Consider the following 23,122-nt stretch of genomic DNA (forward strand, 5'->3'; position numbering starts at 1 on the left):
CGCCCTGACTTTTCCTCTCCCTCTCCCCCCACGGGAGAGGGGCCTGTTCCATTCGCGAAACCTGTTGCCATTAAGCGGCTGTTTGTACCTATTTCCCGCAACCTGTTCCTTTCAAATAGCGGACTTGCTATAACAAAAATACTGGAAGTTAAAAAAATAATTAAAGTCCCTGAACCTATGCCCAAAATAATTCGAGTTGCTTAAAGGCGGCAAGGGAGTGAGTCCCCAGGAGCATAGATAACTATGTGACTGGGGTGAGCGAGCGTAGCTAACACATAAGCAACTTGAAGTATGACGGGTATACAAAAATAAAGGAACGACCATGTCTGTAATACGTCAACGTATTCTGGAGAATATGCAAAAATTCTCCAGAGCAATGATCGGTGCAGTATTGTTCTTGCCGGTCATCGGCTTAATTTTGGCACTCAGTTCAGTCTTAACCAACCCAACATTAATTTCGGAGACCAGCTTTTTACACCAGCTCGGCCAGCTGCTCGGCGATACCTTCTGGCCATTATTTGGCAATCTGGGATTACTCTTTTGCGTCGGTATCAGCTATGGCCTGGCAAAAGATAAAAAAACCGAAGTGGCGCTGGTTTCGGTGATGTGTTTTATCATGTTTCTTGGCGCTAACCACTCGTGGCTGGAGCATACCCACGGACTCGCGGAAAAAATTAACGGCGAATATTACGGTACCGGGCAGACTCAGCTGCTGGGGTTTGTGGTAGTCGATATGGGGGTCTTCCTCGGGATTATTCTCGGCTGCACCATCGCTTGGGTGCATAACAAAGTGTCGACGATTGAACTGCCCGGCGCGCTCTCCATGTACGGCGGAGCCAAGCTGACGCTGGTGGCGATGACCCCGGTCGTCATTTTCTACGCCATCGCCTTTACCTGGATCTGGCCGTTTATGACCCACGGCATCGCGGCGCTGACCGGCTTTATGAAGAACGCCGGCGTGGCGGGGGTCTTCGTCTACGGCTTCTTTGAAAAATTCCTCATCCCCACCGGCCTGCACCACTTCGTCTGGTCGCCGTTCCAGCTCACGCAAATCGGCGGAACGCTGAACGTCGACGGCCAGGTCGTCTCCGGCACCCAGGCGATTTTCCTCGCCTATATGCGCCACCCGGATTTAACCCCGGTAATGAACGAGGCGCTGCGTTTCTCGCAGCAGGGGATGACCACCATCTTCGGCCTGGCTGGCGCCTCTCTGGCGTTCTACCACACGGCGAAACCGGAGAAAAAAATGATGGCCAAAGCGATTCTGCTGCCGGCCATTATCACCTCTATGCTCACCGGCATCACCGAGCCGATTGAGTTTACCTTCCTGTTCGTTTCGCCGCTGCTGTGGGTGATCCACGCCACGTTAACCGCGGCCTCGCAGGCGATTTGCGACATCTTTACCGTGCGTCCCTGGGGCGCTTCCGGGCTGATTGAGTTCCTGATTTATAACCTGCCGCTGCCGGTCTCCCTGACCCGCTGGCCCGGCTACGTGCTTATCGGGATTGGTCAGTTCGCCGTCTACTACGTTATCTTCCGCACGCTGGTCGTTAAGTTGAATCTTAAAACCCCGGGTCGTGAAGACGATGAAAACGTGAAGTTATATAGCAAGGCTGATTACCGAAAAAAAATGGGCGAACCGCAGTCGGTCACCAATGAAATTATTAATGGTCTGGGTGGTAAAGAGAACATTATTTCCGTCGACAACTGTTTTACCCGCCTGCGCGTCGCTATTCATAATATGGATCTGGTTGACGATACGATATTAAAAAGCACCGGCGCAAACGGCGTAGTACGAAATCGAAATGAAGTTCAGGTTATTTACGGCGTCAAAGTGGGACAGGTTCGTTCCCGGGTTGATAGCTGGCTAGCAGAAAATTAATTGGGAGTGATTTATGAAATTAACCGTATTAGGCGGGGGCGGCGTTCGCTCTGCGTTTCTGGCGAAATCTCTGGCATATAACGCGCACCGCATTGGTTTAACGGAAGTGGTTTTTCTCGACAGCTCCGCGGAGAATCTGAAAATATTCGGCGAGATCGCCCGCTATGTGTTTAATGCCATTCGCCCGGATATTCATTTCAGCGTAACCAGCGACCCGGTGCCGGCGCTAAAAAATAGCCACTATGTGATAACCACCCTGCGGGTGGGCGGCGATGAGAGCCGGATCCGCGACGAGCGTATCGCCCTGGCGCACAACACGCTGGGCCAGGAGACCACCGGCGCGGGCGGTTTCGCCATGGCGATGCGTTCCATTCCGGCGATTCTTCACTACTGCCGCCTGATTGAAGAGCACGCCGCCGAAGATGCCATTCTGTTTAACTTCACCAACCCGTCAGGGCTGGTCACCGAGGCGATTATCAAATCCGGCTTTAAGCGTCGGGTGTACGGCATCTGCGACGCACCGTCGGAGCTGATTCGCGAGCTGCCCGAGATCCTCGGCTGCGACGAGCGCGATCTCGGCGTCGAGTGCTACGGGCTGAACCACTTCTCCTGGTTTACCCACTTCACCGTACGCGGCGAGGATGTCACCGAGCGCCTGATCGCCAGCCCGGACCTGTATCGCAAGACGGCGATGCAGTACTTTTCGCCGGAGCTGGTTCAGCTATGCGATAAGCAGCTGCTTAATGAATATCTTTACTACTACTACTATCGCGAAGTGGCTTTGAAAGCGATTCAGAACGCGCCGGAAACCCGCGGCGAGCAAATTGCCCGCATCAATCACGATATGCGCGAAGCGCTGCTGACCGTTGATGTCAAAGCCAACCCGGAAGCGGCGTTTACCATCTGGATGAAGCACTATCTGCGCCGGGAAAATAGCTATATGCAGAACGAGTCGCAGCAGGAAAAATTCCATACCCGCGAGCCGTTGACCTTAAAGCAGTTTATCGAGGAGCCGGATACCGGCGGCTACGCGGGCGTAGCGCTGGATATTCTGGAGGCGGTGAACAGCACCACCACCAAGCGCATCGTGGTATCGATGCCCAACAACGGCACGCTGGACTTCCTGCGCCCGGACGATGTGATTGAGATCAGCTGCGACCTGAGCAAAGAGGGCCTGAAGCCGGTGACGCCGAAGCATGTGCCGACGGCGCAGAAGAATATGATCGCCAGCGTGAAAGAGTATGAGCGGCTGGCGGTGGCGGCCATTCTGCAGCGCGATAAATCGCTGGCGGTACGGGCGCTGATGGCGCATCCGCTGGTCGGCTCTTATTTGCTGGCAAAAACGCTGGTTGAAGCCTATCTCGACGATAAGCAGTTCGCCGACTGGCAATAAACGCCCGGTGAAATCCCCCGGATGGCGGCTAACGCCTTATCCGGGGAATGTGCCGGGCCTGAGACATCTACTCTGTTTCATCCCGGTGGCGCTGCGCTGACCGGGCTACGGATTCACCGCCGTCTGCGGATCGGTAGCCCGGACAGGCGCCTCAGGCGCCGCCTCCGGGAAGGCCCGCCTGCATAAACCACATCTTCAGCAGTCGCTCAAAGCCGAGTATGCAGTAGCCGAAAAATGGATTGCTCCAGTAAATATCGTCATCGAACTTCTGCGGGTCATGGATGATAAACGCCGTATCCGCCGCCTGCGCCAGCGGGCTTTGATAATCGCCGGTAAAGCAGACCAGGTTAATCTCCTTGCCTTCCAGCGCCTTCACCCAGTTCAGCGCCGAACTGCTGCGTCCGGATTTGGAAATAATCCAGATCGAATCAAATTTGGCGGCGTTCTTCTGCTCGAGGATTTCGTAATCCGGCCACAGCGCCAGGCTGGCATTCACCCCGGTTACCAAAAATTTATTGTAAATATACTGGGCGATCAGCTGCGAAAAGCCGCTGCCGTGAATCAAAATGCGGTGATGTTGCAGGCTTTTCAGCAGCGGAGCTATCCGCTCCGCCGGCTGAATGCTCATATAATCGATGTCGTTGGTCACATCGAGTTTGGGCATGGTGATATTGAATTTAATAAAATAGACCAGCTCCAGCCAGCCGCTGAATTTCAGCTTCTTCGCCAGGCGTACCAGCGAAGAGGGATTGCTATAACAGTGCTCCGCCACGGCGCGGATCCCCTCGCGAACGCATTGCTCAGGATCGTTCTGAATAAAACGCAGCACGGTCATTTCCGTCTTGCTTAGCTTAACGTCACGAAAGATGTTTTCTAAATCCATACCGGGCTCCTCTCAGCGCTAAACTACGCTATCACCCGGCGGCGCTGGCGTCTGTGGCATTAATCACCAGAATGAAATGAACGTTACTTTTTTAGACAAAATGGAATAAAAAAACCCTCCGGTAAAGAGGGTAGTGGATTCAGCAACGTCTATCTCTTTTCAGCGCCCGTACTCACTGCACAATAACCATTTTTTCGGTTCATCTTCCTGAATCATCGGGAAGCGGCCGCTATCTTCCAGAAAACGGTTGTCGCGCTTATCATCGTTCACCATCGAAATTTCCCAGCCCATCACCAGCGCGTTTTCAGCCCAAAAACGGTGGTACAGCGTGGGCGGCAGGCAAACGCCCTGCCCGGGGTTAAGAACCAGGGTTTCTGTCGGTTTCAGCGTGCGCTGGCGGCCATCAACCGCGACGCTCACGCTGCGCTGCATATCCAGCTGTTCATCCTCTGTCGCCCATGCCAGCTGCAGACAGAGCCTGCCGCCGCCGCGGTTCAGAATATCTTCCATTTTGTGATAATGAAAATGCCAGGGGGTTTGCTGATCCTGCTGAATCTGCAACATCTTCTCGGCGTAGGGTTTGGGATAGCGCGAATCGCCCGGCGCGCCATTACGCAGGGTCAACAGCGTCAGTCCGGTTTCCTGAAAACGGCCGCTGCCAAAATCGGTAATATCCCAGCCAAGCTGTAGATCCCGAACTTCTCGCCACTCTTCAGCCCGCTTTTTCGCCCAGATATCGGCGGTAAAGCAGGCAAACTCGGGTAAGCAAATGCGAAAGGACTCGGCGATAGCGTGCGCTTTATCAATCGCGTAGTTAATCTGTGAACGTTTCATTTTCGACTCCGCTTCGGACGGCCAGCCAGGCTGCGCCGCGCATGCCGCTACTGTCACCATGTCGGGCAGGCACGATGGGGGTGGTGAAATGGTCCGTAAACACCAGCGGGGCGACATCCGCCTCCAGGTCGTTCACCAGCAGCGCCACGTTAGACAGACCGCCGCCGAGAACAATCACGCCGGGATCGATAAGATTCACCACCGTCGCCAGCGTCCGCGCCAGCTGCTGGCGAAAGCGCAGCACCTGATCGCAGGCGGCGTGCTCGCCCTCCAGCGCCCGGGCGATAATAGCCTGACTGCTGAGCGCCTGCCGGGTCATCAAACGATAGCGCGCGCTCAGCCCGGTGCCGGAAATAAAGGACTCGACGCAGTTATATTTTCCGCAGTAGCAGCGCTCGGGCGGCCCATCGTTGACCTCCTGATATCCCGGCAGCGTGATATGCCCGCACTCCGCCGCAATCCCTGACGCGCCGGGGAAAATCTGGCGATTAAGCGCAATACCGCCCCCGCATCCGGTCCCCAGCGTCATGCCAAATACCAGAGAATAATCGGCACCTGCGCCATCGCAGGCTTCTGATAAGGCGAAACAGTTGCCATCGTTCGCCAGCACAACCGGCTGGCCCAGGCGCTGCTCAAGCTCATCCTGTAAGCGGCAGCCGTTGATGACCTGAATATTGGCATTGCGGATCCTGCCGGTCTGCGGGGAGATACTCCCCGGCAGGGCGATACCGATAGCCAAAGGCTGAGCCAGCTCATCCCCAATCGCGGTGATTAACGCCACCAGCGTCGCGATAAACTGCTGCCGGGTCTGTTTTCGCGTTTCAACGCGAAAACGCCTCCATTCATGGCCTTGTTCATCCATCACCACGGCGGCGATTTTGCTCCCGCCGATATCCAGCCCCAAATACTTCATACCGGCCTCCTTATTCATAGCGAGGCAGGTTTCCCCGCCCCGCCGGGGGATTAGTACAGGCTGGCCTTGCCGGTTGAGCCAAAGAGCTTCATTTTGTGGCGAATCACCTTCCGCGCGGCGTTAATCGGTTCCGGATAAATGACATTCGGATCCCACCATGTCTCTTTTGTCAGAATTTCGCGCACTTTCTGGAAATAGGCATATTTCATATCGCTGGAAATATTGATTTTGCCGACGCCAAGCGTAACGGATTCCGCAATTTCCGCATCCGGATTAGCCGAGCCGCCGTGCAGCACCAGCGGAATCGACAGACGCCCGGCGATATCGCGCAGAATGTGCATCTGTAGCTCCGGCTGCATTCCTTTCGGATAGATACCGTGCGCGGTGCCAATCGCTACCGCCAGCGTATCCACGCCGGTACGGGCGACGAAATCTTCCGCCTGCGCCGGGTCGGTATAGGTGACTTCTGACACGCCGCCTTCGACAGAGGTTCCGGTCTGGCCGATGGTCCCCAGCTCACCTTCGACCGATACGCCCACCGCGTGCGCCAGCCGCACCACTTCGCGGGTCAGGGCCACGTTTTCTTCATAAGGCAGCAGCGAACCATCGATCATGACCGAGGTGAAGCCACACTGAATGGCGCGCAGAACATGTTCCACCGAGGCGCCATGATCCAGATGCAGGGTGAAAGGCACGCGGCTGCGCTGGGTGATATCCCGCACGTAGCTAAAAAACGCGTCGCCCACAAAATCGTGCTCGCTGGGGTGAATGGAAATAATCGCCGGCGTATTTGTCGCTTCCGCCTCTTCCACCACGGCGCGAATAAAACAGCTATCCGCCACGTTAAATGCGCCGATAGCAAAACCATGTTCACGGGTGGGTTTAAGTAATTCATGCATTGAAACTAACATCGTTATTCTCCAGTTTCAGGGTGTGGTAAGCCCTGCCAGGGCATACGGGCGCCGGCATGGAAGGCCTTACTGAGATTTAATCAGGCTTTATTGATTGAGCCGGATGCGTGTAAATAGGGAACGATGGCGTCAGCGCTGGCCTGCTCCATCACCGATAGCGCATCGGCCAGCTCAATGGTGCTGTCGTGGCACAGGGTGTGCAGCAGCGCCGCTTTCCCCGCTTCAAATACCGCGCCCCAACGTTGATTTTTGCGACCCCGAATTCCGGGCAACGTTGCAGTTGCTCGAACGGCGTACCGCTCCCGCCGTGCAGCGCCAGCGGCACGGATGACGCGCGCTGTATCTGCGCCAGGCGGTCGAAATCGAGCATCGGTTTTACGCCGGGGGCGTACATACCGTGGGCGGTTCCCACGGAGACCGCCAGCAGGTCAATCCCGGTCTGTTCGATAAAGGGAGGGACGTCCTGCGGCTGGGTCATTAAATCGGCATTGCTGGCCTGGTCGTAGCGCGGCGCATCCGCCAGGTGCCCCAGTTCGCCCTCCACGCATAGCCCAACGCTGGCGGCCAGTTCAGCGACCTCTCGGGTCTGGCGGATGTTCTCCGCCAGCGCGAACGCCGAAGCATCGATCATTAACCCGCTAAATCCGGCGCGGAAAGCCTGACGTATTTTTATCGGCTCTTTGCCGTGATCGAGACTTAACGTCACGGGTATACTCGCCTCCTCCGCCAGTACCCTGACTACCGCCGCCGCCGTCGTCGCCGGAAAGTGCGACAGATGCCCCTGATACAGGTTGAGAATAATCGGCGCGCGATGTTTTTCCGCCACGCGCACCGCCGCGCGTGCGCTTTCCAGGTTCATGCAGTTAATCGCCAGCAGGGCATACCGTTCACGCCAGGCTTTGATCACCATACTTTTCATATCGGCAAACATAGGGCCTCCGTTTATTCGAGGGTAAAGGTGATTTCTTCATCTTTGACCTTTTGGTCGTTCAGCTCATCAAACTCTTCATCGCGCTCGGTTACCGGCTTTTTCCACAGCGAGAGCATCACGCCGCAAATCACGGTGCCAATCGCCAGAGAGAGGCAGAACAGCAGGGGATGCGTAAAGAGCGGCACCACAAACATCCCACCGTGCGGCACCGGACTCTCCACGCCCCAGGTCATGATCAGGCCACCGGCCACCGCTGACGCCACCACGCAGGATCCCACGACGCGCAGCAGGTCGCGGGCAGCGATGGGGATCACCCCTTCGGTGATCATGCAGATCCCCATCGGGAACGCGGCCTTCAGGGCTTCGCGTTCGGCACGGGTATATTTATGGCGGGTCAGCAGGAACGAGAGGGTGATGCCGAACGGCGGGATTATCGAACCCACAAACTTCACCGCTTCCGGGCCGTAAACGCCGCTGACCAGCAGACCATCGGCAAACAGCGACATGGTTTTATTCACCGGACCGCCGAAGTCGAAGGTCGCCATGGCGCCAAGGATGGCGCCCAGCAGGAAGCGCGAGCCGCCCTGCATCGACTCCAGCATGTGAATCAGCGCGTCCTGCAGCCAGGCAATGGGCTTGCCAATCAGGGTCATCATCAGCAAACCGCTAATGATGGTGCTTAATACCGGCAGCACCATAATCGGCATCAGCCCCTGCATCGATTTCGGCAGCCGAATATAGTGTTTTAGCGCCAGTACCGTGTAGCCCACGAGGAAGCCGCCCAGCATGCCGCCAATAAAGCCGGTATGAATTTGCCCGCAGACAAAACCCACGATCAAACCCGGAGCGAATCCAGGACGATCGGCAATGGAGTAAGCGATAGCGGCGCAGATCAAGGGCACAATCAGCCCCATTCCCCAGCCGCCGATTTGGTTTAACATCCACGGGATGGTGCCGGTTTTCTCGCCAACGTTCGTACCGCCAAGGACTTGTCCCAGCGCGATACAGATCCCGGCGGCGACGATCAGCGGTATCATCCATGAAATACCGGTTAATAAATGCTTCTTAATTTCCTGTGAGACGGGAGTTTTATTCTCACTCATGGTAGATCCCTCCAGATTAAGGATCAGGCATTCGCTAAGGATTTTTCGACCTTTTCGATAAACTGAATCGGCGACTTAATCACGACTTCCGTTTTTACTCTGACAATCCGTTTATTTTTAAAACGCTCTTCGCCTTTGATTTTCACATCAATGGCAAGAATAACGACATCCGCAGCGTCAATATCTTCCGCCGCCAGTTCATTTTCAGTACCAATGGTTCCCTGGGTTTCGACTTTGACATTGTGGCCCAGCGCTTTCGCGCCTTTAATTAGCTTCTCACGTGCAATATAAGTATGAGCAATACCTGCGGTACAGGCAGCAACACAGACAATATTCATCTCGGACTCCGCTAGTTATTGTTAGTAAATGTCCGACTCGGCATATTGGTTAAACAGATCAATAATCCTCTGCGGACTGGTTTCTTTGAGCAGTTGTTCAATAATGTCATCATCCGCCAGCGCTCCGGCGACCTGGGATAACAGGCGAATATGGGTGGTATTTTGATCTTCCAGACGAACGGCAAATAAAATAATGCAGCGTACCTGGCTGCCGTCCAGCGTTTCCCAGGCGATATCCTGCCGGGTGCGGCCAATGGCAAGGGTGGTATTAACAACGGCGGACGACTTTCCATGCGGGATCGCAATATGATTTTCAAACCCCGTTGAGCCTTCCGACTCACGCTGCCAGACATCCTGAATAAAGGTTTCTCGACAGCTTATCGCCCCGTCTTTTTGTAATAAGTCGGTTAACTCCTCGATGGCTTCCGCTTTATTCGTAGCATGCATATCTAACAAAACGCGTTTGGTGTTTAAAATCCTGGTTATGTCCATATTCTTTACCTCATGGATATAAAACTTCATTATCTACAGCAGATATTGCCGCACGATGTAATTTGTCGGTAACGATTTTTTCCGTAACCCGTCGGATATCGGTATCATTAAAAAATGCGCTAACATAGACTACCGGCAAAGCTATTTCCGGAAGATTGATCGTCGAAATAACCAGTTCAATCTGGTCCTGCGGCTGAAGTGTATGCAGGCTGCTTGCCGAAACCACACCGACGATGGTCCAGTCAGGAAACGCTCTTAACACTCTACTTTTCAACAGGTGAGATGTGCCGATTCCGGTAGAACAAACCAGCAGAACGCGCTTGCTGGCGACCTGTCTTTCCATCGCCGCCTGGAAATGAACGGTGAGATAGCCAATCTCGTCGTCGGAAACCGCACGCTCGCCCCAGCGGCTAAAAACCTGATTGACCGCCCGCTGGGTGAGCGGCCACACGTCCGTCAGCTCGCCCTTGATATCCTCAAGCAGAGGGTTACGAATATAAATCCGAAAATTAAGGCGGTTAATGAGCGGCTTGATATGAATGAGCAGGCCATCGTATAACGCGCGATCGGCGGTTAAATCGAGATCAATCATGGTGGAAAAAGCGCTAATCAGGCGATCGGTAATTTGTCGGGCCTCATCGCTAGAATGCATATAGCGCACCATGCTGACATCATCTCGCTCTTCCACCACAACGCCTGAGGAGATGATGTACTGATAAATAAACCAGACTTCATCTTCCGGCAGCGAATGGTCAATACGGTGTTCAATTTTTTGCAGCATATTCTGGGCAACGCTAAATATCGTCTCATCAAAAATCTGCTGCCCCTGTTCACGCCGCGGTAAGGCATTCCCACGGGTAATGCGATACATCATAATGAGGATATGGGTAAAAATATTCACATAATACGGTTCGCCTAATGACCAGCACAGCTTGCGCTCCATTTCCTGCAATAATGACTGAACAAATAAAACGTCATCCTCACCAAAATAATGTACCAGCGCTTTATAGCTTCCTGAGTCCAGCCGGGAATGGATAATACAGCCGGGCTCATTATGATTAATCACCCCATTAATTAACGACGCCATCGCCTGGCGGACGCTGTTTTCGCTGCCTTCAATATGCGTCCCGCTCTGGCTACGAATCAGCGTTAAGCCGAGCGGAGCAATCCATGACTCAATAATTTTCAGATCATTAACGATAGATGCACTACTGATAAAATAACGCTCAGAGAGCTTATTAATTGATGTCTCCCGCGGAGTCTCACTTAAGAGCTGCGAAGCAATTTTCACACGCCGGGAGTTATTCATCATGACATCGCTGTCCTCCCCTTCGTTACCGAGTAATTGGTCTAATTGCAGCAGATCCGTGACATTATCAGCGATCAGCATCACGCCGGTGCCTGAGCGTTTGTCGATAGTCATTTTCCACTCAGATAACCACTGTTCTAAAAAGCGTAAATCACGCTGAACCGTTTTTTCTGAAACATTTAAATATTCAGCAATTTTCATCAGCGTAACGTATTCTCTGCGGGGCAGGAGAAATTTCAATAATCTGTTCTGTCGTGAGGTAATCATTTGCATTATTTACCCTTATTGCATACCAGATTAATGTCTGGAGGCCAGCGCGATACCACGCGAGCGCTACATAAATCATTGAGGATAAATATAAGTAGCAGAGGCGTAAACAACAATACTAAATTTTGTCCAGACATCCGGACAGAAATAAAACGAAGAGAGGAATTAAGGAATAATTATAATTCAGATCACATTTCAGGAAGAAATATACGTGATAGCGATCTCAATTCATCATAAGAATATACCCGGGAATGGTTAACCGCCTTTAGCCTGACAGCATTCCCGGAGGCGGCGCTTGACGCGCCTTGTCCGGGCTACTGGCCCGCAGCCTGTAGCCCGGCTAAGCGTAGCGCGAGCCGGGGAAAAGCGGAGGCTGCATTGTGCCTCTAACCCCGGAGGCGGCGCCTGATGCGCCTGTCCGGCTACAAAGCGCTTACAGCGTAATCGTCAACGCATTGCCCTGCGCGGTCACCACCACGCCCAGCTCGCTACCCGCCTGAGCGCCGCCCTGCACGCCCGCCACCTGCTGGATGTTGCGCAGGCATAGCGTCCAGCCGCTGGCCTCGCCGTCACCGCTGACGGTGATGACGTTGCCCTGGCGTTTCGCCGTCAGGGTAAAGACCACCGATCCGTCCGCGGCCGGCACCTGACAGACGGCTTCGCGACCATCGTCGAGGCTAAATAGCTGGAAGGCGGTACCTTCGTTCCACGCGTAGTCCGGCTTCTGGTCGTTGTTGCCCAGCGCCAGCAAAGTGTTGTCACGCACGTACACCGGCAGGCTCAGCACATCGTGATTCTGCTTATGCCAGCGGCTACCCTGCGCTTCATCGTTGTGCCACAGATGGGTCCAGCGGCCTTCCGGCAGCCAGAACTGGACGTCTCCCGCTTCGCTAAACACCGGTGCCACCAGCACGGAATCCCCCAGCATGTACTGCCGATCCAGATAGTCGCAGGCCGGGTCGTGCGGGAACTCCAGCATCATCGAACGCAGCATCGGCGTACCGAACTCATTGGCCAGCGCCGCCTGACGGTACAGATACGGCATCATGCGGCATTTCAGCTGCGTGAAGTGGCGCACCACGTCGCAGGACTCGTCATCGTAGGCCCACGGCACGCGATAGGATTTGCTACCGTGCAGACGGCTGTGGCTCGACAGCAGGCCGAAGGCGCACCAGCGCTTGTAGACGTGAGCGGGCGCGGTGTTTTCAAAGCCGCCGATATCGTGGCTCCAGAACCCAAAGCCGGACATGCCGATCGACAGGCCGCCGCGCAGGCTTTCCGCCATCGATTCATAGTTGGCGTAGCAGTCGCCGCCCCAGTGCACCGGGAACTGCTGCGCGCCCACCGAGGCGGAGCGCGCGAACAGCACCGCTTCTTTCTCGCCGACGGTCTCTTTCAGTACGTTCCACACCAGCTCGTTATAGATGAAGGCGTAGTGGTTGTGCATTTTCTGCGGATCGGAACCATCAAACCACTGCACGTCGGTCGGGATACGCTCGCCGAAGTCGGTCTTGAAGCAGTCAACGCCCATCGCCACCAGGCCTTTCAGCTTGTCGGCATACCACTGGCAGGCTTGCGGATTAGTGAAGTCATAAATCGCCAGGCCCGGCTGCCATTTATCCCACTGCCACAGCGAACCGTCCGGGCGTTTCAGCAGATAGCCTTTCTCCTGCAGCTCTTTAAACACCGGCGAACGCTGGCCGATATACGGGTTAATCCACACGCAGACCTTCAGCCCTTTCTCTTTCAGGCGCTTAATCATGCCTTCCGGGTCAGGGAAGGTCACCGGATCCCATTCAAAATCGCACCACTGGAAGGCCTTCATCCAGAAGCAGTCAAAGTGGAACACGTGCAGCGGCAGGTTGCGCTCCGCCATGCCGTCGATAAAGCTGTTAACCGTCGCTTCATCGTAGTTGGTAGTGAACGAGGTAGTCAGCCACAGGCCGAAAGACCAGGCCGGCGGCAGCGCCGGACGCCCGGTAAACCGGGTATAGCGGTTCAGCACCTCTTTCGGGGTCGGGCCGTCGATAACGAAGTACTCCAGGTATTCACCTTCGACGCTGAACTGCACCTTAGAGACTTTCTCGGAGCCGATTTCGAAAGAGACGCGCTCAGGATGATTCACCAGCACGCCGTAGCCGCGGTTGGTCAGATAGAACGGGATATTTTTGTACGACTGTTCGGTGCTGGTGCCGCCGTCTTCGTTCCAGGTGTCGACCGTCTGGCCGTTGCGCACCAGCGCGGTAAAGCGCTCGCCGAGGCCGTAAACGGTGTCGCCGACGCCGAGATCCAGGCGCTCAAACATATAGTTACGATGCGTTTTGGTATCCTGCACGTAGCCGTCGTTTTTCAGCTGGCTACCGGTAATCCGCACGCCGTCGCGCAGGAAATCCAGCGACCAGAAGTCACCTTTCGTGACGCGCGCGGTCAAATTGCCGCTCTTCAGCTCGGCATACTCAGCGCCGTTGTTAATCTCAACCTTGACGTCTTTCAGCACGTTCAGCGGATAGTGCGGGCCGTTGTTCAGCGCGCCCTGGAAGTGCTCCATACGTACGCCAATCACGCCTTCCTGCGGAGAGAAGAAGCGCACGGTAAATAGCGGAACGTCCAGCTGGGCGGCACGCTCGCGCACTTCACGCGACGCGACGTAGAGCACCATGTCGTTGCCCTGTTGCTCAACCTCGTACACCTGTACAGGTTGGATCAGATTGAGTCCTGGTTGAATAAGCCAGTTTCCATCACTGATTTTCATGAATAGCTTCCTCTTAGTTTCGCAATTCTTTGCCGTTCGGCGCTGAAATGAATTCCTGTTCGTTGCGGCGCGCGCCCTGAGCCAGCTCCGCCATCATCTTTTTCAGGAACGGGGTTTTCAGGGTGTAGTAGCGTTTCGCGATAACCGCGCTCAGCAGGTAACAGACCGCCGGAGCGAGGGTAAATAATGAGATAATGATGGTGATGGTGGCGCCGTTTTGGGTTTTGGCCGCGGCATCGTAACCGCCGCCCGCCAGCATCCAGCCAATCAGCGCGCCGCCCAGCGCCAGGCCCAGCTTGAGCACGAACAGGGTGCCCGCAAAGCTGATGCCGGTCAGGCGTTTGCCGTTACACCATTCGCCGTAGTCGACGGTGTCGGACATCATCACCCACTGAATCGGCGTCACCAGCTGGTGCAGCACGCCAATCACGAAGATAAAGACGAACATGGTGATTTCGGCGTCCATCGGCACGAAGAACATCGCCACGCTCAGCGCCGCCAGCACGGCGTTAGTCCACCAGAAGACGCTGACTTTGCATGTCCAGTCGGTGAGCGGCTTCGCCAGCGCCGAGCCAATCAGGTTGCCGACGCAGTAGGTGGTGAGGAAGGCGGTGAACAGACCAGCAGATCCCATGATCCAGGTGGTGTAGTACATCATCGCGCCGCCGCGAACGCAGACCGCAAGGATGTTGAGGATGGTCAGCAGCCCGACGACACGCCACTGATCGTTGCGCCAGATATCGCGCAGGTCTTCCCGCATCGAGGTTGAGCTCGGCGGCGCTTCGACGCGCTCTTTGGTGGTGAAGAAGCAAAACGCCAGCATCAGGAAAGCGATCGCCGACAGCACCGCGATGCCGCCCTGGAAACCAAAGGCTTTGTCTTCGCCACCGATAAAGTTCACCAGCGGCATCATCAGCACGGTGGAGAGCATGCCGCCCGCCGTCGCCAGCACAAAGCGCCAGGATTGCAGGGAGATACGCTGCGTTGGGTTGTCGGTGATGACCCCGCCCAGCGCGCAGTACGGGATGTTGACCACGGTGTAGAGCAGAGTCAGCAGCGTGTAGGTGACCGCGGCGTATATCAGCTTGCCGTTATGACTCAGGTCCGGCGAGCTGTAGGCCAGTACGCAGACGAGGCCGAACGGAATCGCGCCGAACAGGATCCACGGGCGGAATTTTCCCCAGCGGCTGCGGGTACGGTCGGCCAGCAGCCCCATGCAAGGGTCGGATATCGCATCCAGCGCGCGGGCCAGCAGGAACATGGTGCCGACATAGCCGGCAGGAATACCAAAGATATCGGTATAGAAAAACATCATATACAACATGACGTTATCAAAAATGATGTGGCTTGCAGCATCGCCCATGCCGTAGCCAATCTTCTCTTTGACGGACAAAATATGATCTTTCATCGCACACTCTTCTCTCAGCGCTGCCGCGGGTTGGTACCGGTTACATGCTTTGTAAACCATCCGCGCAGTAAGATGAATTGCGATATCTCATATTCAAATTACGTTTCTTGTTTTATGTGATCCCGGTAGCCTGAAAGAGTGTGTAAAAGTGTAAGCCACGGATTTTGCAAGGAATTGTTTAAGAAGGTTCTGTAAAGTCCAGTTTTAACAGTAAAAAAGTGCGTTTGGGTATGTGGTTAATGCAGGAAAGTAGCTATAATGCGCCCCGCCTCCATGTAGCAATCGAGGCGCGGAAGATCGTCATCTCCGGTGAGGTGGCTGGACTTCAAATCCAGTTGGGGCCGCCAGCGGTCCCGGGCAGGTTCAACTCCTGTGATCTTCCGCCAGTTCAATCATTTTTATTCATGTGAACTTATTCAGAAAATCAGCCTTTCGGTTCAATACCTTTCGCTTTTAGCGCGTTTCTCGCCAGTTCTTTAAACCAGCTCGCGAGACTCACCCCCTCTTCCGCTGCAACAGCATCCAGCTGCTCCTTTAATGCCGGATCAATGCGCATTTTGAACTGCGGAGACTGGCCGCCGCCCTTTGGTTTTTTTTCGCGCGCTATGATTGACATGAGGCCACCTATCCAACTAATCTCAACATATAGGAGGCCACCTAAAAGCCTCTTGTACAAACAACGCTCCGAAGTGCGGGAACACGGCCGGAGCGTCTAACCACACCAACTATCAAGGAGTTGATTATGGCTGATTCGCATTCTACCTCAGACTTTGCCGTTTCCGGAACCGAGCGTCACCTGATTGTGGGATATCGCCCGCAAGGTCGGGACACCACTACACCAAGTCTCACCCTTTCCGGCAAGTGGTTACGCGCAGCGGGGTTCGATACTGGAAAGCGCTTCACGGTTAAGGTAATGGATGGCTGTATTGTTCTGCTGCCGCAGAGCGATAAGGAAGAAATGCTTAAAGCGGAGCTACTGCAAATTCAGCAATCCTTTAAAAGCGTCAACAACACGCTTCATCTCGTCTGACACCCGGACATGTTCGCCTTCTGGATAGCCGCTCCCAAATGACGCCGGGTTAATCGTCCGTCTAATGAAATTTATGCTCTTCTGACATACTATGCGAACCAAAGCAGGTTAACCCGGAGGCTATATGGCAAATGAACACTTAACGTCGTCCCCCATAGGCGAGTTCGTTATGTTTGCCAGCGGTGATGGGAAAGTACGCGTAGAATGCCGCTTTGAAAGCGATACACTTTGGCTCTCGCAGGCAATGATCTGCGAACTCTATGGTAAAGCGAAAGCCACCATCAGCGAGCATATAAAGCATATATTTGAAGAAGGCGAACTTGAGGAAAATTCAGTTGTTCGGTTTTACCGAACGACTGCCAGTGATGGAAAAAATTATCAGGTTCAACACTTTAGTTTGCCTCTGATACTTGCCGTTGGCTATCGCGTTCGCTCCCCTCGCGGCACTCAGTTCCGCCAGTGGGCAACCCAGACGCTCCAGGAATACCTGATCAAAGGTTTTGTGATGGATGATGAGCGGTTAAAAAATCCGCCTGTTGGTTCATCGGCTGTACCCGACTATTTCGATGAGATGCTGGAGCGCATCCGAGATATTCGCGCCAGCGAACGCCGGGTTTATTTGCGGGTACGAGAGATATTTGCATTAGCCGCCGACTATCAACCATCGCTAAAAGAAACCACGCAGTTTTTTCAAACCATCCAGAACAAGTTGCATTTTGCCTGTACCGGACATACCGCTGCTGAACTCATTCATCAGCGTGCTGACGCCAGGCAACCGCATATGGGACTGACTAGCTATAAAGGTGAAGAGGTGCGTAAGGGGGACGTGACGGTGGCAAAAAATTATCTGACTCAGGATGAGGTCAGCGAACTTAATCGCGTGGTTAACATGTGGCTGGATTTTGCTGAGGATCAGGCCCGTCGTCGTCGTCAGGTCTTTTTACGCGACTGGCAGGATAAGCTGGATCAGTTTCTGCAATTTAACGACCGCGAGGTTCTGCAAGGTGCAGGTAAAGTGAGTAAGCAAATGGCAGATGAAAAAGCGCAGGCGGAATATAGTCAGTTTGCTGAACAACAACGGCGTTTAAAGGAAGCCGAGGGTGAGAAGGATATTGCTGCTTTGCTACAGTGGAAAACAGAGTCTAAAAAGTAGCGCTGAGGATTCCGATTCTCACGAATAAAATCATTTGTCTAAACCTGTTTTATCTGCTGTGCTCGTCTTTCTGCCGGCCGGCGCCTTGCCTGGCCTACGCGATGCGAGATTATCTTTGGGCCTGTGTAATTCCCACCGAGCCGCGTTGTGTGGCGTTTAGTTATACAATCCCAGCTTCTGTGACAGCTCGCTCAGTTCACGCATCGCCGCCAGGCTTTTTTGTTTCCGCTGTTCCGCAGCCACCTTCTCCCGCACCCGCTCCGCCACCCTCTCCGGCTCCTCAGACGAAACCACCCGGCAATCGTCTAATGCACAATATTCCCTAAAGCGCTGGCGGAACTTCATCTCCTCTTTTTCTCTGACCAGACCAAAGCCGCGCATCAGCTGGCGCGCGACCACGATGCGCGTTGCGATATCAATATCCTCTGACGGCAGTAGCAGGATGGAATACCCGGACTGCCGCACAAGCAGTCGGTTGCTGGCAACGATCTCCGGGCAGACATCGGTGGCAAGAAATCCCGAGGAGAGCACCACCACGCGTTTTTCATGCGGATTCTCCGCCAGCAGGCGAGAGCATAGCGCGGCGTTCTCACGCACATAGCGCTCGTATCCATCACGCTGAATATATTGGCGAATATTTAAAATCTGCTCGCAAAATTCGCTATCGAGATCGATAAATGGGTAGCTCATCGCCTGCGCCAGCAGCGCTCCAACCGTGCTTTTTCCCACCCCGCCGGGGCCAATCAGAAACAGCGTATTCATCTTTGATTTCCCGCATCCTTGTAAAAATGTCATTTCATCAGAATATGGCAAAGAACACTGTGCTGGATAACCGCTTCGCTGTTTATCTGTTCCGGCGGCCGCACGCGGGACGGCGTGACGCTCGATTTTTATCGCGTCCGCTGATTTTCACTTTTTCAATATAACAGTTATCGCCGTAGTGCCATTTTTCCCCCACGTCACAAGGTCTATCCTCAATACATTCAAACGATGAACCTCATTCAAAACCGGAGAGTGTATGAAAGCGATCGCCATTACCCGCGCGGCGGCAGAAGGCAGCAATATTCCTTTTTTAACCGACATCGAGCTGCCGCAGCCGGTTGCCGAGGGGCATGATCTGCTGGTTGAAGTGAAGGCTATTTCCGTCAACCCGGTGGATACCAAAGTCCGCGCCGGGTTTAACGCCGATACCCCGCGCGTGCTGGGCTGGGACGCGGTGGGCGTGGTGAAAGCCGTCGGCAGCGCGGTGACGCTGTTCGCCGCGGGAGATGAAGTGTGGTACGCCGGCGCGCTGGGCCGTCCGGGCAGCAACAGCGAGTTTCAGTTAGTGGATGAGCGCATCGTCGCCCGCAAACCACGTTCGCTGGATAATGCCGCCGCCGCCGCGCTGCCGCTCACCGCCATTACCGCCTGGGAGCTGCTGTTCCACCGTCTTGGCGTAGAGGAAGGCGGCAACGCGGGCGACACGCTGCTGATCGTCGGCGCGGCGGGCGGCGTCGGTTCGATACTGACCCAGCTCGCCAGCAAGCTGACCGGTATGACGGTCATTGGCACCGCCTCGCGCCCGGAAAGCCAGAAATGGGTACGGGAAGCGGGCGCGCATCATGTTATCGATCACAGCAAACCGCTCGCCAACGAGCTGGCGCGGATTGGCGTTAAAGCGGTGACCCATGTCGCCAGCCTGACCAATACCGACCAGCACTATCCGCAGCTGATCGCCGCTCTCGCACCGCAGGGCAAGCTGGCACTCATCGACGATCCGCAAACTCTCGACGTGGTGCCGCTGAAGGCAAAAAGCATCTCCCTGCACTGGGAATTTATGTTTACCCGCTCGATGTTCGACACGCCGGACATGATCGCCCAGCATCAGCTGCTGACCCGCGTGGCGGCGCTGATTGACGACAACACCATTAAGACTACCCTCGGCGAGCACTACGGCGCCATCACCGCCGCCAACCTGCAAAAAGCGCACGCGCAGCTGGAAACCGGGCGTTCGGTGGGCAAAATCGTGCTGGAGGGCTTTTAAGATGAGCGGCGAGGCGATTTCACTTCTCGCGGTGCTGACGGCGAAACCGGGCCACAGCGACGCGCTGCGCCAGGCCCTGCAGGCGCTGCTGCTGCCGACGCGTCAGGAGCCAGGCAACCTCGATTACGCCCTGTTTCAGCTGCGCGATGCGCCGGATACGTTCTATATGCGCGAATCCTGGCGCAATCAGGAAGCGCTGGACGCGCATATCGCCCTGCCGCACTTCCAGGATTTTATTGCGCAGATGGATAGCCTGCTTGCCGGGCCGCTGCGGCTGGATTATCTGACGCCCGTCGCGCCCTGATATTTTCTGCATTCCATTTACGGGGGTGAGCCCATCTTTAACCCTTTGAGCTCTCCCTCACCCATCGCGCCTCAACCAGGCTACGCTTGATCCTGCCGCTCAAAAAACGCTCTCCCCCCTCCGTTTTATTCAACGCCGTTATGTAGAAGAGGTTTTGCTATGCAGATCAACGCTATTGGAACGAACTCGGCCAGCCAGCCGTTGGGGTCTATGGCCATCACCCGCCGCGAACCGGGGCCGGACGATGTGCAGATCGCCATTGATTATTGCGGCGTCTGCCACTCGGATGTACACCAGGCCCGCTCCGAGTGGGCAGGGACGCTCTATCCCTGCGTGCCGGGCCATGAAATCGTCGGCCGGGTGACCGCCGTAGGCAGCCGGGTCTCCGGCCACGCCGTTGGCGATCTGGTGGGCGTCGGCTGTATGGTCGACAGCTGTAAAGAGTGCGAGGAGTGCCGGGATGGGCTGGAAAACTATTGCGACCATATGGTGCTCACCTATAACGGCCCGGCGCAGGACGCGCCCGGCCACACTTTAGGCGGTTACTCCCAGCAGATCGTTGTGCATCAGCGCTACGTGCTGCGCGTCCGCCATCCCAAAGAGCAGCTGGCCGCCGTCGCGCCGCTGCTGTGCGCAGGCATCACGACTTACTCGCCGCTGCGCCACTGGAACGTCGGGCCGGGCAAAAAAGTCGGTATCGTGGGCATTGGCGGGCTGGGGCATATGGGCATCAAGTTGGCCCACGCCATGGGCGCCCACGTGGTGGCCTTTACCACCTCGGAATCCAAGCGTGACGCAGCGCGGGAGCTGGGTGCGGACGAAGTGGTGGTCTCGCGCAACGAAAACGAAATGGCCGCCCACCTGAAGAGCTTCGATTTCATACTCAACACCGTGGCGGCGCCGCATAACCTCGATGCCTTCACCACCCTGCTCAAACGCGACGGCACCATGACGCTGGTGGGCGCGCCCGCCACGCCGCATCCCTCGCCGGAAGTGTTTAATCTGATCTTCCGCCGCCGGTCAATTGCCGGGTCGATGATCGGCGGCATCCCGGAAACTCAGGAGATGCTCGATTTCTGCGCCGAGCACGGCATCGTCGCCGATATAGAGCTGATTCGCGGCGACCAGATTAACGAGGCCTGGGAGCGGATGATTAAAGGCGACGTGAAATACCGCTTCGTCATCGACAGCGCCACGCTCGGCGGCTAAGCCCCGCGACGAAAGGTGCGCCGCCACTCCGCCGGGCTGACGCCAAAGCGCGCTTTAAACTGCTGGCGCCAGGTTACGGCGGAGCGATAGCCCACTTCCTCCGCCACCTGCCCGACCGGTAAATCTCCGGCCTCCAGCAGGATCTGGCTGCGCCGCAGGCGCTCGGCGGCCAGCCAGTCGGCGATACCCATCCCGGTCGCTTTGGCGAAATGGCGGGTCAGGGTCCGGCGGCTCATCGCCGCGACCTGCGCCAGCGAGTCGAGATTATGCGGTTCGCGGATGTGCTGCTGGAGATACTCAAGCAGGCCGTTTATCCGCGCGTCGCGGGTGTTTTTCGGTACCGGCTGGGCGATAAACTGCGCCTGGCCGCCCTCACGGTGCGGCGGGACGATCATCCGCCGGGCGATCTGATTGGCGACAAGGCTGCCAAAACGCTGGCGAATGAGATACAGGCAGCAGTCGAGCGCCGCCGCGGTGCCCGCCGAGGTAATGATCCCCTCATCGTCAACGTACAGCGCGTTGATATCCAGCCGCACCTGCGGAAACTGGCGCTGAAAATCCTGCTCGAACTCCCAGTGGGTCGCCGCGCGCCTGTCGTCCAGCAGCCCGGCGTAGCCGAGTACAAACGCCCCGAGGCACAGGCCGACGATCTGCGCGCCGTTATTGCGCGCGCGAACCAGGCCGTCAAGCAGCGGCTGCGGTGGACGCTGATTCACCGCCCCCCAGTAAGGCACCACCACGATATCCGCCTGCGCCAGGAGGGAAAAATCGCCGCTGGCGTTCAGCGCGAAGCCGTCGCGGGCGCTGAGCAGCCCGGGCCGTTCGGCGCAAATATGCAGGTTAAAGCGTTTGGTTTCCGAGACCGTATCGCCAAACAGCATACAGGGCACCGAGTAGTGAAACGGGCTAAACCCGTCCACCGCCACAATCGCCACTTCCGTGAGTTTCATCGCCCGCTCCGCTTCTAAAAGACCATACTTTCCCCATCCTGCGGGATGCTGACCGCCTCGGCAATCTGATTGTCAGCCACGTACTGGCGCAGCTCATCGCGGCTGAGCAGACAGTGGTTCACCGCTTCCATATGGCTGGCGACGATTTTGGCCTCCGGCAGGGTGAAGTGCGCCTTCAGCACATCCTCTTTGCCCATGATGATCGGCCCAAAACCGATGACGTGCGCATACCCGGCATTCAACACCACCACGTCAGGGCGCAGCCTCAGCATGTCGGCTTCCACTTCATCGCGCCAGATGGTGTCCCCCACCAGCCACAGGGTTTTCTCCTGCGGATGGCGCAGCACCACGCCGCAGGCTTCGCCCAGGCGCTCGGCCATTGCCGGCACCGCATAGGTGCGATCGCTGCCGTGCTGGCCCGAGGTGGTTTTCACCAGCGCAACGTCAGCAAACGCGCTGTCCTCAGAGAGCAGACGAATATCGCGAAAACCCTGGCCGCGCAGCAGCTGAGCGTCGGCGTCATGCTGGACGTAAACCGGCAGGGTTTTGGGGATCGCGGCGATCGCCGCCTCGTCCCAGTGATCATCATGGGTGTGGGTGACGATAACGGCATCCACGTCAACGATCGCTTCAATGGAAAAAGGTAATTCCACCAGTGGGTTACGCAACTCGCTGCGCGCGGTACCGGCGAAGCCCGCCCAGGCTCCCCTGGCTGAAAGCATCGGGTCAATGAGAAACTTTTTACCCGCATATTCAATAAGCTGGGTAGCATTACGCACATGGGTGATTTTCATGATGTTCATTCCTCTTCGCGGTTATCTGGCGAACATCGTACGTCCCACAAGCCTGGCGCAATATGGGCGTTTGGGCAATGAACGATGAAATCGGGCCAATCTGCGACGGTTGCCATCGGCTCCTGGCTATGGTGTGCTGAACGCTCAACTTTGAGGAACAGTGGCTACGATGAAAAAGAAACTCACCTCCGCCGATATGCACGATGTCGAGGTTCTGGCAGACACCCCATGGTTCAGCAT

22 protein-coding genes, 1 tRNA gene and 1 pseudogene are annotated in these 23,122 nt (G+C 55.9%); 9 read left to right on the top strand and 15 right to left on the bottom strand.

Translation table 11 applies throughout. The features are described 5' to 3' along the window. The 3 genes from HMPREF1144_RS33615 to HMPREF1144_RS12160 form a co-directional block, all read left to right on the top strand. A partial coding sequence (locus tag HMPREF1144_RS33615; protein ID WP_227500438.1) for a hypothetical protein occupies nt 1–204 on the top strand: 204 nt, incomplete at its 5' end. 118 nt (nt 205–322) lie between these two features. Beyond that, complete coding sequence (locus tag HMPREF1144_RS12155) at nt 323–1,882, top strand: PTS transporter subunit EIIC (RefSeq protein WP_004855529.1); 1,560 nt, start codon at nt 323–325, stop codon at nt 1,880–1,882. A 13-nt stretch (nt 1,883–1,895) separates the two neighbouring features. Next, nucleotides 1,896–3,275, top strand: coding sequence for a glycoside hydrolase (locus tag HMPREF1144_RS12160; protein WP_009652909.1), 1,380 nt, complete (start codon nt 1,896–1,898; stop codon nt 3,273–3,275). 151 nt (nt 3,276–3,426) lie between these two features. Here the strand turns inward: HMPREF1144_RS12160 and HMPREF1144_RS12165 are convergent, their stop codons facing one another. The 11 genes and pseudogenes from HMPREF1144_RS12165 to HMPREF1144_RS12215 form a co-directional block, all read right to left on the bottom strand. After that, a complete protein-coding gene (locus HMPREF1144_RS12165; RefSeq protein ID WP_009652906.1) occupies nt 3,427–4,158 on the bottom strand; it encodes a MurR/RpiR family transcriptional regulator in 732 nt (243 codons plus the stop codon). A 159-nt stretch (nt 4,159–4,317) separates the two neighbouring features. Then, entirely contained in the window at nt 4,318–4,992 is a 675-nt protein-coding gene (locus tag HMPREF1144_RS12170; protein ID WP_004855532.1) for a D-lyxose/D-mannose family sugar isomerase, read from the bottom strand. Then, on the bottom strand, nt 4,973–5,905 hold the full coding sequence (locus tag HMPREF1144_RS12175; protein WP_009652911.1) for an ROK family protein: 933 nt from the start codon (nt 5,903–5,905) through the stop codon (nt 4,973–4,975). Before HMPREF1144_RS12175 ends, HMPREF1144_RS12170 begins: the two co-directional genes overlap by 20 nt. A gap of 50 nt (nt 5,906–5,955) precedes the next feature. Then, nucleotides 5,956–6,816 carry a ketose-bisphosphate aldolase gene (locus HMPREF1144_RS12180; RefSeq protein WP_004855534.1) on the bottom strand — a complete coding sequence of 287 codons (861 nt, stop codon included), beginning with the start codon at nt 6,814–6,816 and terminating at the stop codon, nt 5,956–5,958. A gap of 80 nt (nt 6,817–6,896) precedes the next feature. After that, nucleotides 6,897–7,747 (bottom strand): annotated as a pseudogene (locus tag HMPREF1144_RS12185) (class II fructose-bisphosphate aldolase). An 11-nt stretch (nt 7,748–7,758) separates the two neighbouring features. Next, entirely contained in the window at nt 7,759–8,850 is a 1,092-nt protein-coding gene (locus tag HMPREF1144_RS12190; protein WP_004855536.1) for a PTS fructose transporter subunit IIC, read from the bottom strand. 23 nt (nt 8,851–8,873) lie between these two features. Then, nucleotides 8,874–9,188 carry a PTS fructose transporter subunit IIB gene (locus HMPREF1144_RS12195; RefSeq protein WP_004126741.1) on the bottom strand — a complete coding sequence of 105 codons (315 nt, stop codon included), beginning with the start codon at nt 9,186–9,188 and terminating at the stop codon, nt 8,874–8,876. A gap of 21 nt (nt 9,189–9,209) precedes the next feature. Next, a complete protein-coding gene (locus HMPREF1144_RS12200; protein WP_004126743.1) occupies nt 9,210–9,680 on the bottom strand; it encodes a PTS sugar transporter subunit IIA in 471 nt (156 codons plus the stop codon). Nucleotides 9,681–9,690: 10 nt separating this feature from the next. Further along, nucleotides 9,691–11,262: a BglG family transcription antiterminator gene (locus HMPREF1144_RS12205; protein ID WP_004855537.1), complete on the bottom strand. Its 1,572-nt coding sequence runs from the start codon at nt 11,260–11,262 to the stop codon at nt 9,691–9,693. A 427-nt stretch (nt 11,263–11,689) separates the two neighbouring features. Next, nucleotides 11,690–14,008: an alpha-xylosidase gene (yicI, locus tag HMPREF1144_RS12210; RefSeq protein WP_009652901.1), complete on the bottom strand. Its 2,319-nt coding sequence runs from the start codon at nt 14,006–14,008 to the stop codon at nt 11,690–11,692. A 13-nt stretch (nt 14,009–14,021) separates the two neighbouring features. Beyond that, a complete protein-coding gene (locus HMPREF1144_RS12215) occupies nt 14,022–15,416 on the bottom strand; it encodes a glycoside-pentoside-hexuronide family transporter (RefSeq protein ID WP_009652910.1) in 1,395 nt (464 codons plus the stop codon). 291 nt (nt 15,417–15,707) lie between these two features. Here HMPREF1144_RS12215 and HMPREF1144_RS12220 point away from each other — a divergent pair. Continuing rightward, a tRNA-Sec gene (locus HMPREF1144_RS12220) sits at nt 15,708–15,802 on the top strand. A gap of 38 nt (nt 15,803–15,840) precedes the next feature. Here HMPREF1144_RS12220 and HMPREF1144_RS12225 read toward each other — a convergent pair. Next, complete coding sequence (locus HMPREF1144_RS12225) at nt 15,841–16,032, bottom strand: toxin-antitoxin system HicB family antitoxin (protein WP_009652903.1); 192 nt, start codon at nt 16,030–16,032, stop codon at nt 15,841–15,843. Nucleotides 16,033–16,158: 126 nt separating this feature from the next. Between HMPREF1144_RS12225 and HMPREF1144_RS12230 the strand changes: the two genes are divergently transcribed. Beyond that, nucleotides 16,159–16,446, top strand: coding sequence for a SymE family type I addiction module toxin (locus tag HMPREF1144_RS12230; protein WP_004855541.1), 288 nt, complete (start codon nt 16,159–16,161; stop codon nt 16,444–16,446). 124 nt (nt 16,447–16,570) lie between these two features. After that, nucleotides 16,571–17,599: a virulence RhuM family protein gene (locus tag HMPREF1144_RS12235; protein ID WP_071532257.1), complete on the top strand. Its 1,029-nt coding sequence runs from the start codon at nt 16,571–16,573 to the stop codon at nt 17,597–17,599. Between the two features lie 156 nt (nt 17,600–17,755). Here HMPREF1144_RS12235 and HMPREF1144_RS12240 read toward each other — a convergent pair whose 3' ends face one another. Then, nucleotides 17,756–18,361, bottom strand: coding sequence for a shikimate kinase (locus HMPREF1144_RS12240; protein ID WP_004855544.1), 606 nt, complete (start codon nt 18,359–18,361; stop codon nt 17,756–17,758). A gap of 256 nt (nt 18,362–18,617) precedes the next feature. Here HMPREF1144_RS12240 and HMPREF1144_RS12245 point away from each other — a divergent pair, with 256 nt between their 5' ends. The 3 genes from HMPREF1144_RS12245 (at nt 18,618) to HMPREF1144_RS12255 (ending at nt 21,138) form a co-directional block, all read left to right on the top strand. Further along, nucleotides 18,618–19,625 (top strand): zinc-binding alcohol dehydrogenase family protein, encoded by a 1,008-nt coding sequence (locus HMPREF1144_RS12245; RefSeq protein ID WP_004855546.1) that lies wholly within the window; start codon nt 18,618–18,620, stop codon nt 19,623–19,625. A gap of 1 nt (nt 19,626) precedes the next feature. Then, the gene (locus HMPREF1144_RS12250) at nt 19,627–19,929 is read left to right on the top strand and encodes a putative quinol monooxygenase (protein WP_004855548.1); all 303 of its coding nucleotides are present in this window, start codon (nt 19,627–19,629) and stop codon (nt 19,927–19,929) included. A 159-nt stretch (nt 19,930–20,088) separates the two neighbouring features. Further along, nucleotides 20,089–21,138 carry an NAD(P)-dependent alcohol dehydrogenase gene (locus HMPREF1144_RS12255; protein WP_004855550.1) on the top strand — a complete coding sequence of 350 codons (1,050 nt, stop codon included), beginning with the start codon at nt 20,089–20,091 and terminating at the stop codon, nt 21,136–21,138. Here HMPREF1144_RS12255 and HMPREF1144_RS12260 read toward each other — a convergent pair. Next, on the bottom strand, nt 21,135–22,088 hold the full coding sequence (locus HMPREF1144_RS12260) for a GlxA family transcriptional regulator (protein ID WP_009652904.1): 954 nt from the start codon (nt 22,086–22,088) through the stop codon (nt 21,135–21,137). The two genes, HMPREF1144_RS12255 and HMPREF1144_RS12260, sit on opposite strands and share 4 nt — an antisense overlap. A gap of 14 nt (nt 22,089–22,102) precedes the next feature. After that, nucleotides 22,103–22,882 (bottom strand): MBL fold metallo-hydrolase, encoded by a 780-nt coding sequence (locus tag HMPREF1144_RS12265; RefSeq protein WP_009652908.1) that lies wholly within the window; start codon nt 22,880–22,882, stop codon nt 22,103–22,105. Nucleotides 22,883–23,122 lie beyond the last annotated feature (240 nt).

The organism is Klebsiella sp. OBRC7 (assembly GCF_000293135.1).
Classification (GTDB): domain Bacteria; phylum Pseudomonadota; class Gammaproteobacteria; order Enterobacterales; family Enterobacteriaceae; genus Klebsiella; species Klebsiella michiganensis.

Excerpts from the sequence above, each read along its gene's own strand:
- HMPREF1144_RS12155 (WP_004855529.1), top strand. The coding sequence starts at position 323 with ATGTCTGTAATACGTCAACGTATTCTGGAGAATATGCAAAAATTCTCC.
- HMPREF1144_RS12160 (WP_009652909.1), top strand. The coding sequence starts at position 1,896 with ATGAAATTAACCGTATTAGGCGGGGGCGGCGTTCGCTCTGCGTTTCTG.
- HMPREF1144_RS12165 (WP_009652906.1), bottom strand. The coding sequence starts at position 4,158 with ATGGATTTAGAAAACATCTTTCGTGACGTTAAGCTAAGCAAGACGGAA.
- HMPREF1144_RS12170 (WP_004855532.1), bottom strand. The coding sequence starts at position 4,992 with ATGAAACGTTCACAGATTAACTACGCGATTGATAAAGCGCACGCTATC.
- HMPREF1144_RS12175 (WP_009652911.1), bottom strand. The coding sequence starts at position 5,905 with ATGAAGTATTTGGGGCTGGATATCGGCGGGAGCAAAATCGCCGCCGTG.
- HMPREF1144_RS12180 (WP_004855534.1), bottom strand. The coding sequence starts at position 6,816 with ATGTTAGTTTCAATGCATGAATTACTTAAACCCACCCGTGAACATGGT.
- HMPREF1144_RS12190 (WP_004855536.1), bottom strand. The coding sequence starts at position 8,850 with ATGAGTGAGAATAAAACTCCCGTCTCACAGGAAATTAAGAAGCATTTA.
- HMPREF1144_RS12195 (WP_004126741.1), bottom strand. The coding sequence starts at position 9,188 with ATGAATATTGTCTGTGTTGCTGCCTGTACCGCAGGTATTGCTCATACT.
- HMPREF1144_RS12200 (WP_004126743.1), bottom strand. The coding sequence starts at position 9,680 with ATGGACATAACCAGGATTTTAAACACCAAACGCGTTTTGTTAGATATG.
- HMPREF1144_RS12205 (WP_004855537.1), bottom strand. The coding sequence starts at position 11,262 with ATGCAAATGATTACCTCACGACAGAACAGATTATTGAAATTTCTCCTG.
- yicI (WP_009652901.1), bottom strand. The coding sequence starts at position 14,008 with ATGAAAATCAGTGATGGAAACTGGCTTATTCAACCAGGACTCAATCTG.
- HMPREF1144_RS12215 (WP_009652910.1), bottom strand. The coding sequence starts at position 15,416 with ATGAAAGATCATATTTTGTCCGTCAAAGAGAAGATTGGCTACGGCATG.
- HMPREF1144_RS12225 (WP_009652903.1), bottom strand. The coding sequence starts at position 16,032 with ATGTCAATCATAGCGCGCGAAAAAAAACCAAAGGGCGGCGGCCAGTCT.
- HMPREF1144_RS12230 (WP_004855541.1), top strand. The coding sequence starts at position 16,159 with ATGGCTGATTCGCATTCTACCTCAGACTTTGCCGTTTCCGGAACCGAG.
- HMPREF1144_RS12235 (WP_071532257.1), top strand. The coding sequence starts at position 16,571 with ATGGCAAATGAACACTTAACGTCGTCCCCCATAGGCGAGTTCGTTATG.
- HMPREF1144_RS12240 (WP_004855544.1), bottom strand. The coding sequence starts at position 18,361 with ATGAATACGCTGTTTCTGATTGGCCCCGGCGGGGTGGGAAAAAGCACG.
- HMPREF1144_RS12245 (WP_004855546.1), top strand. The coding sequence starts at position 18,618 with ATGAAAGCGATCGCCATTACCCGCGCGGCGGCAGAAGGCAGCAATATT.
- HMPREF1144_RS12250 (WP_004855548.1), top strand. The coding sequence starts at position 19,627 with ATGAGCGGCGAGGCGATTTCACTTCTCGCGGTGCTGACGGCGAAACCG.
- HMPREF1144_RS12255 (WP_004855550.1), top strand. The coding sequence starts at position 20,089 with ATGCAGATCAACGCTATTGGAACGAACTCGGCCAGCCAGCCGTTGGGG.
- HMPREF1144_RS12260 (WP_009652904.1), bottom strand. The coding sequence starts at position 22,088 with ATGAAACTCACGGAAGTGGCGATTGTGGCGGTGGACGGGTTTAGCCCG.
- HMPREF1144_RS12265 (WP_009652908.1), bottom strand. The coding sequence starts at position 22,882 with ATGAAAATCACCCATGTGCGTAATGCTACCCAGCTTATTGAATATGCG.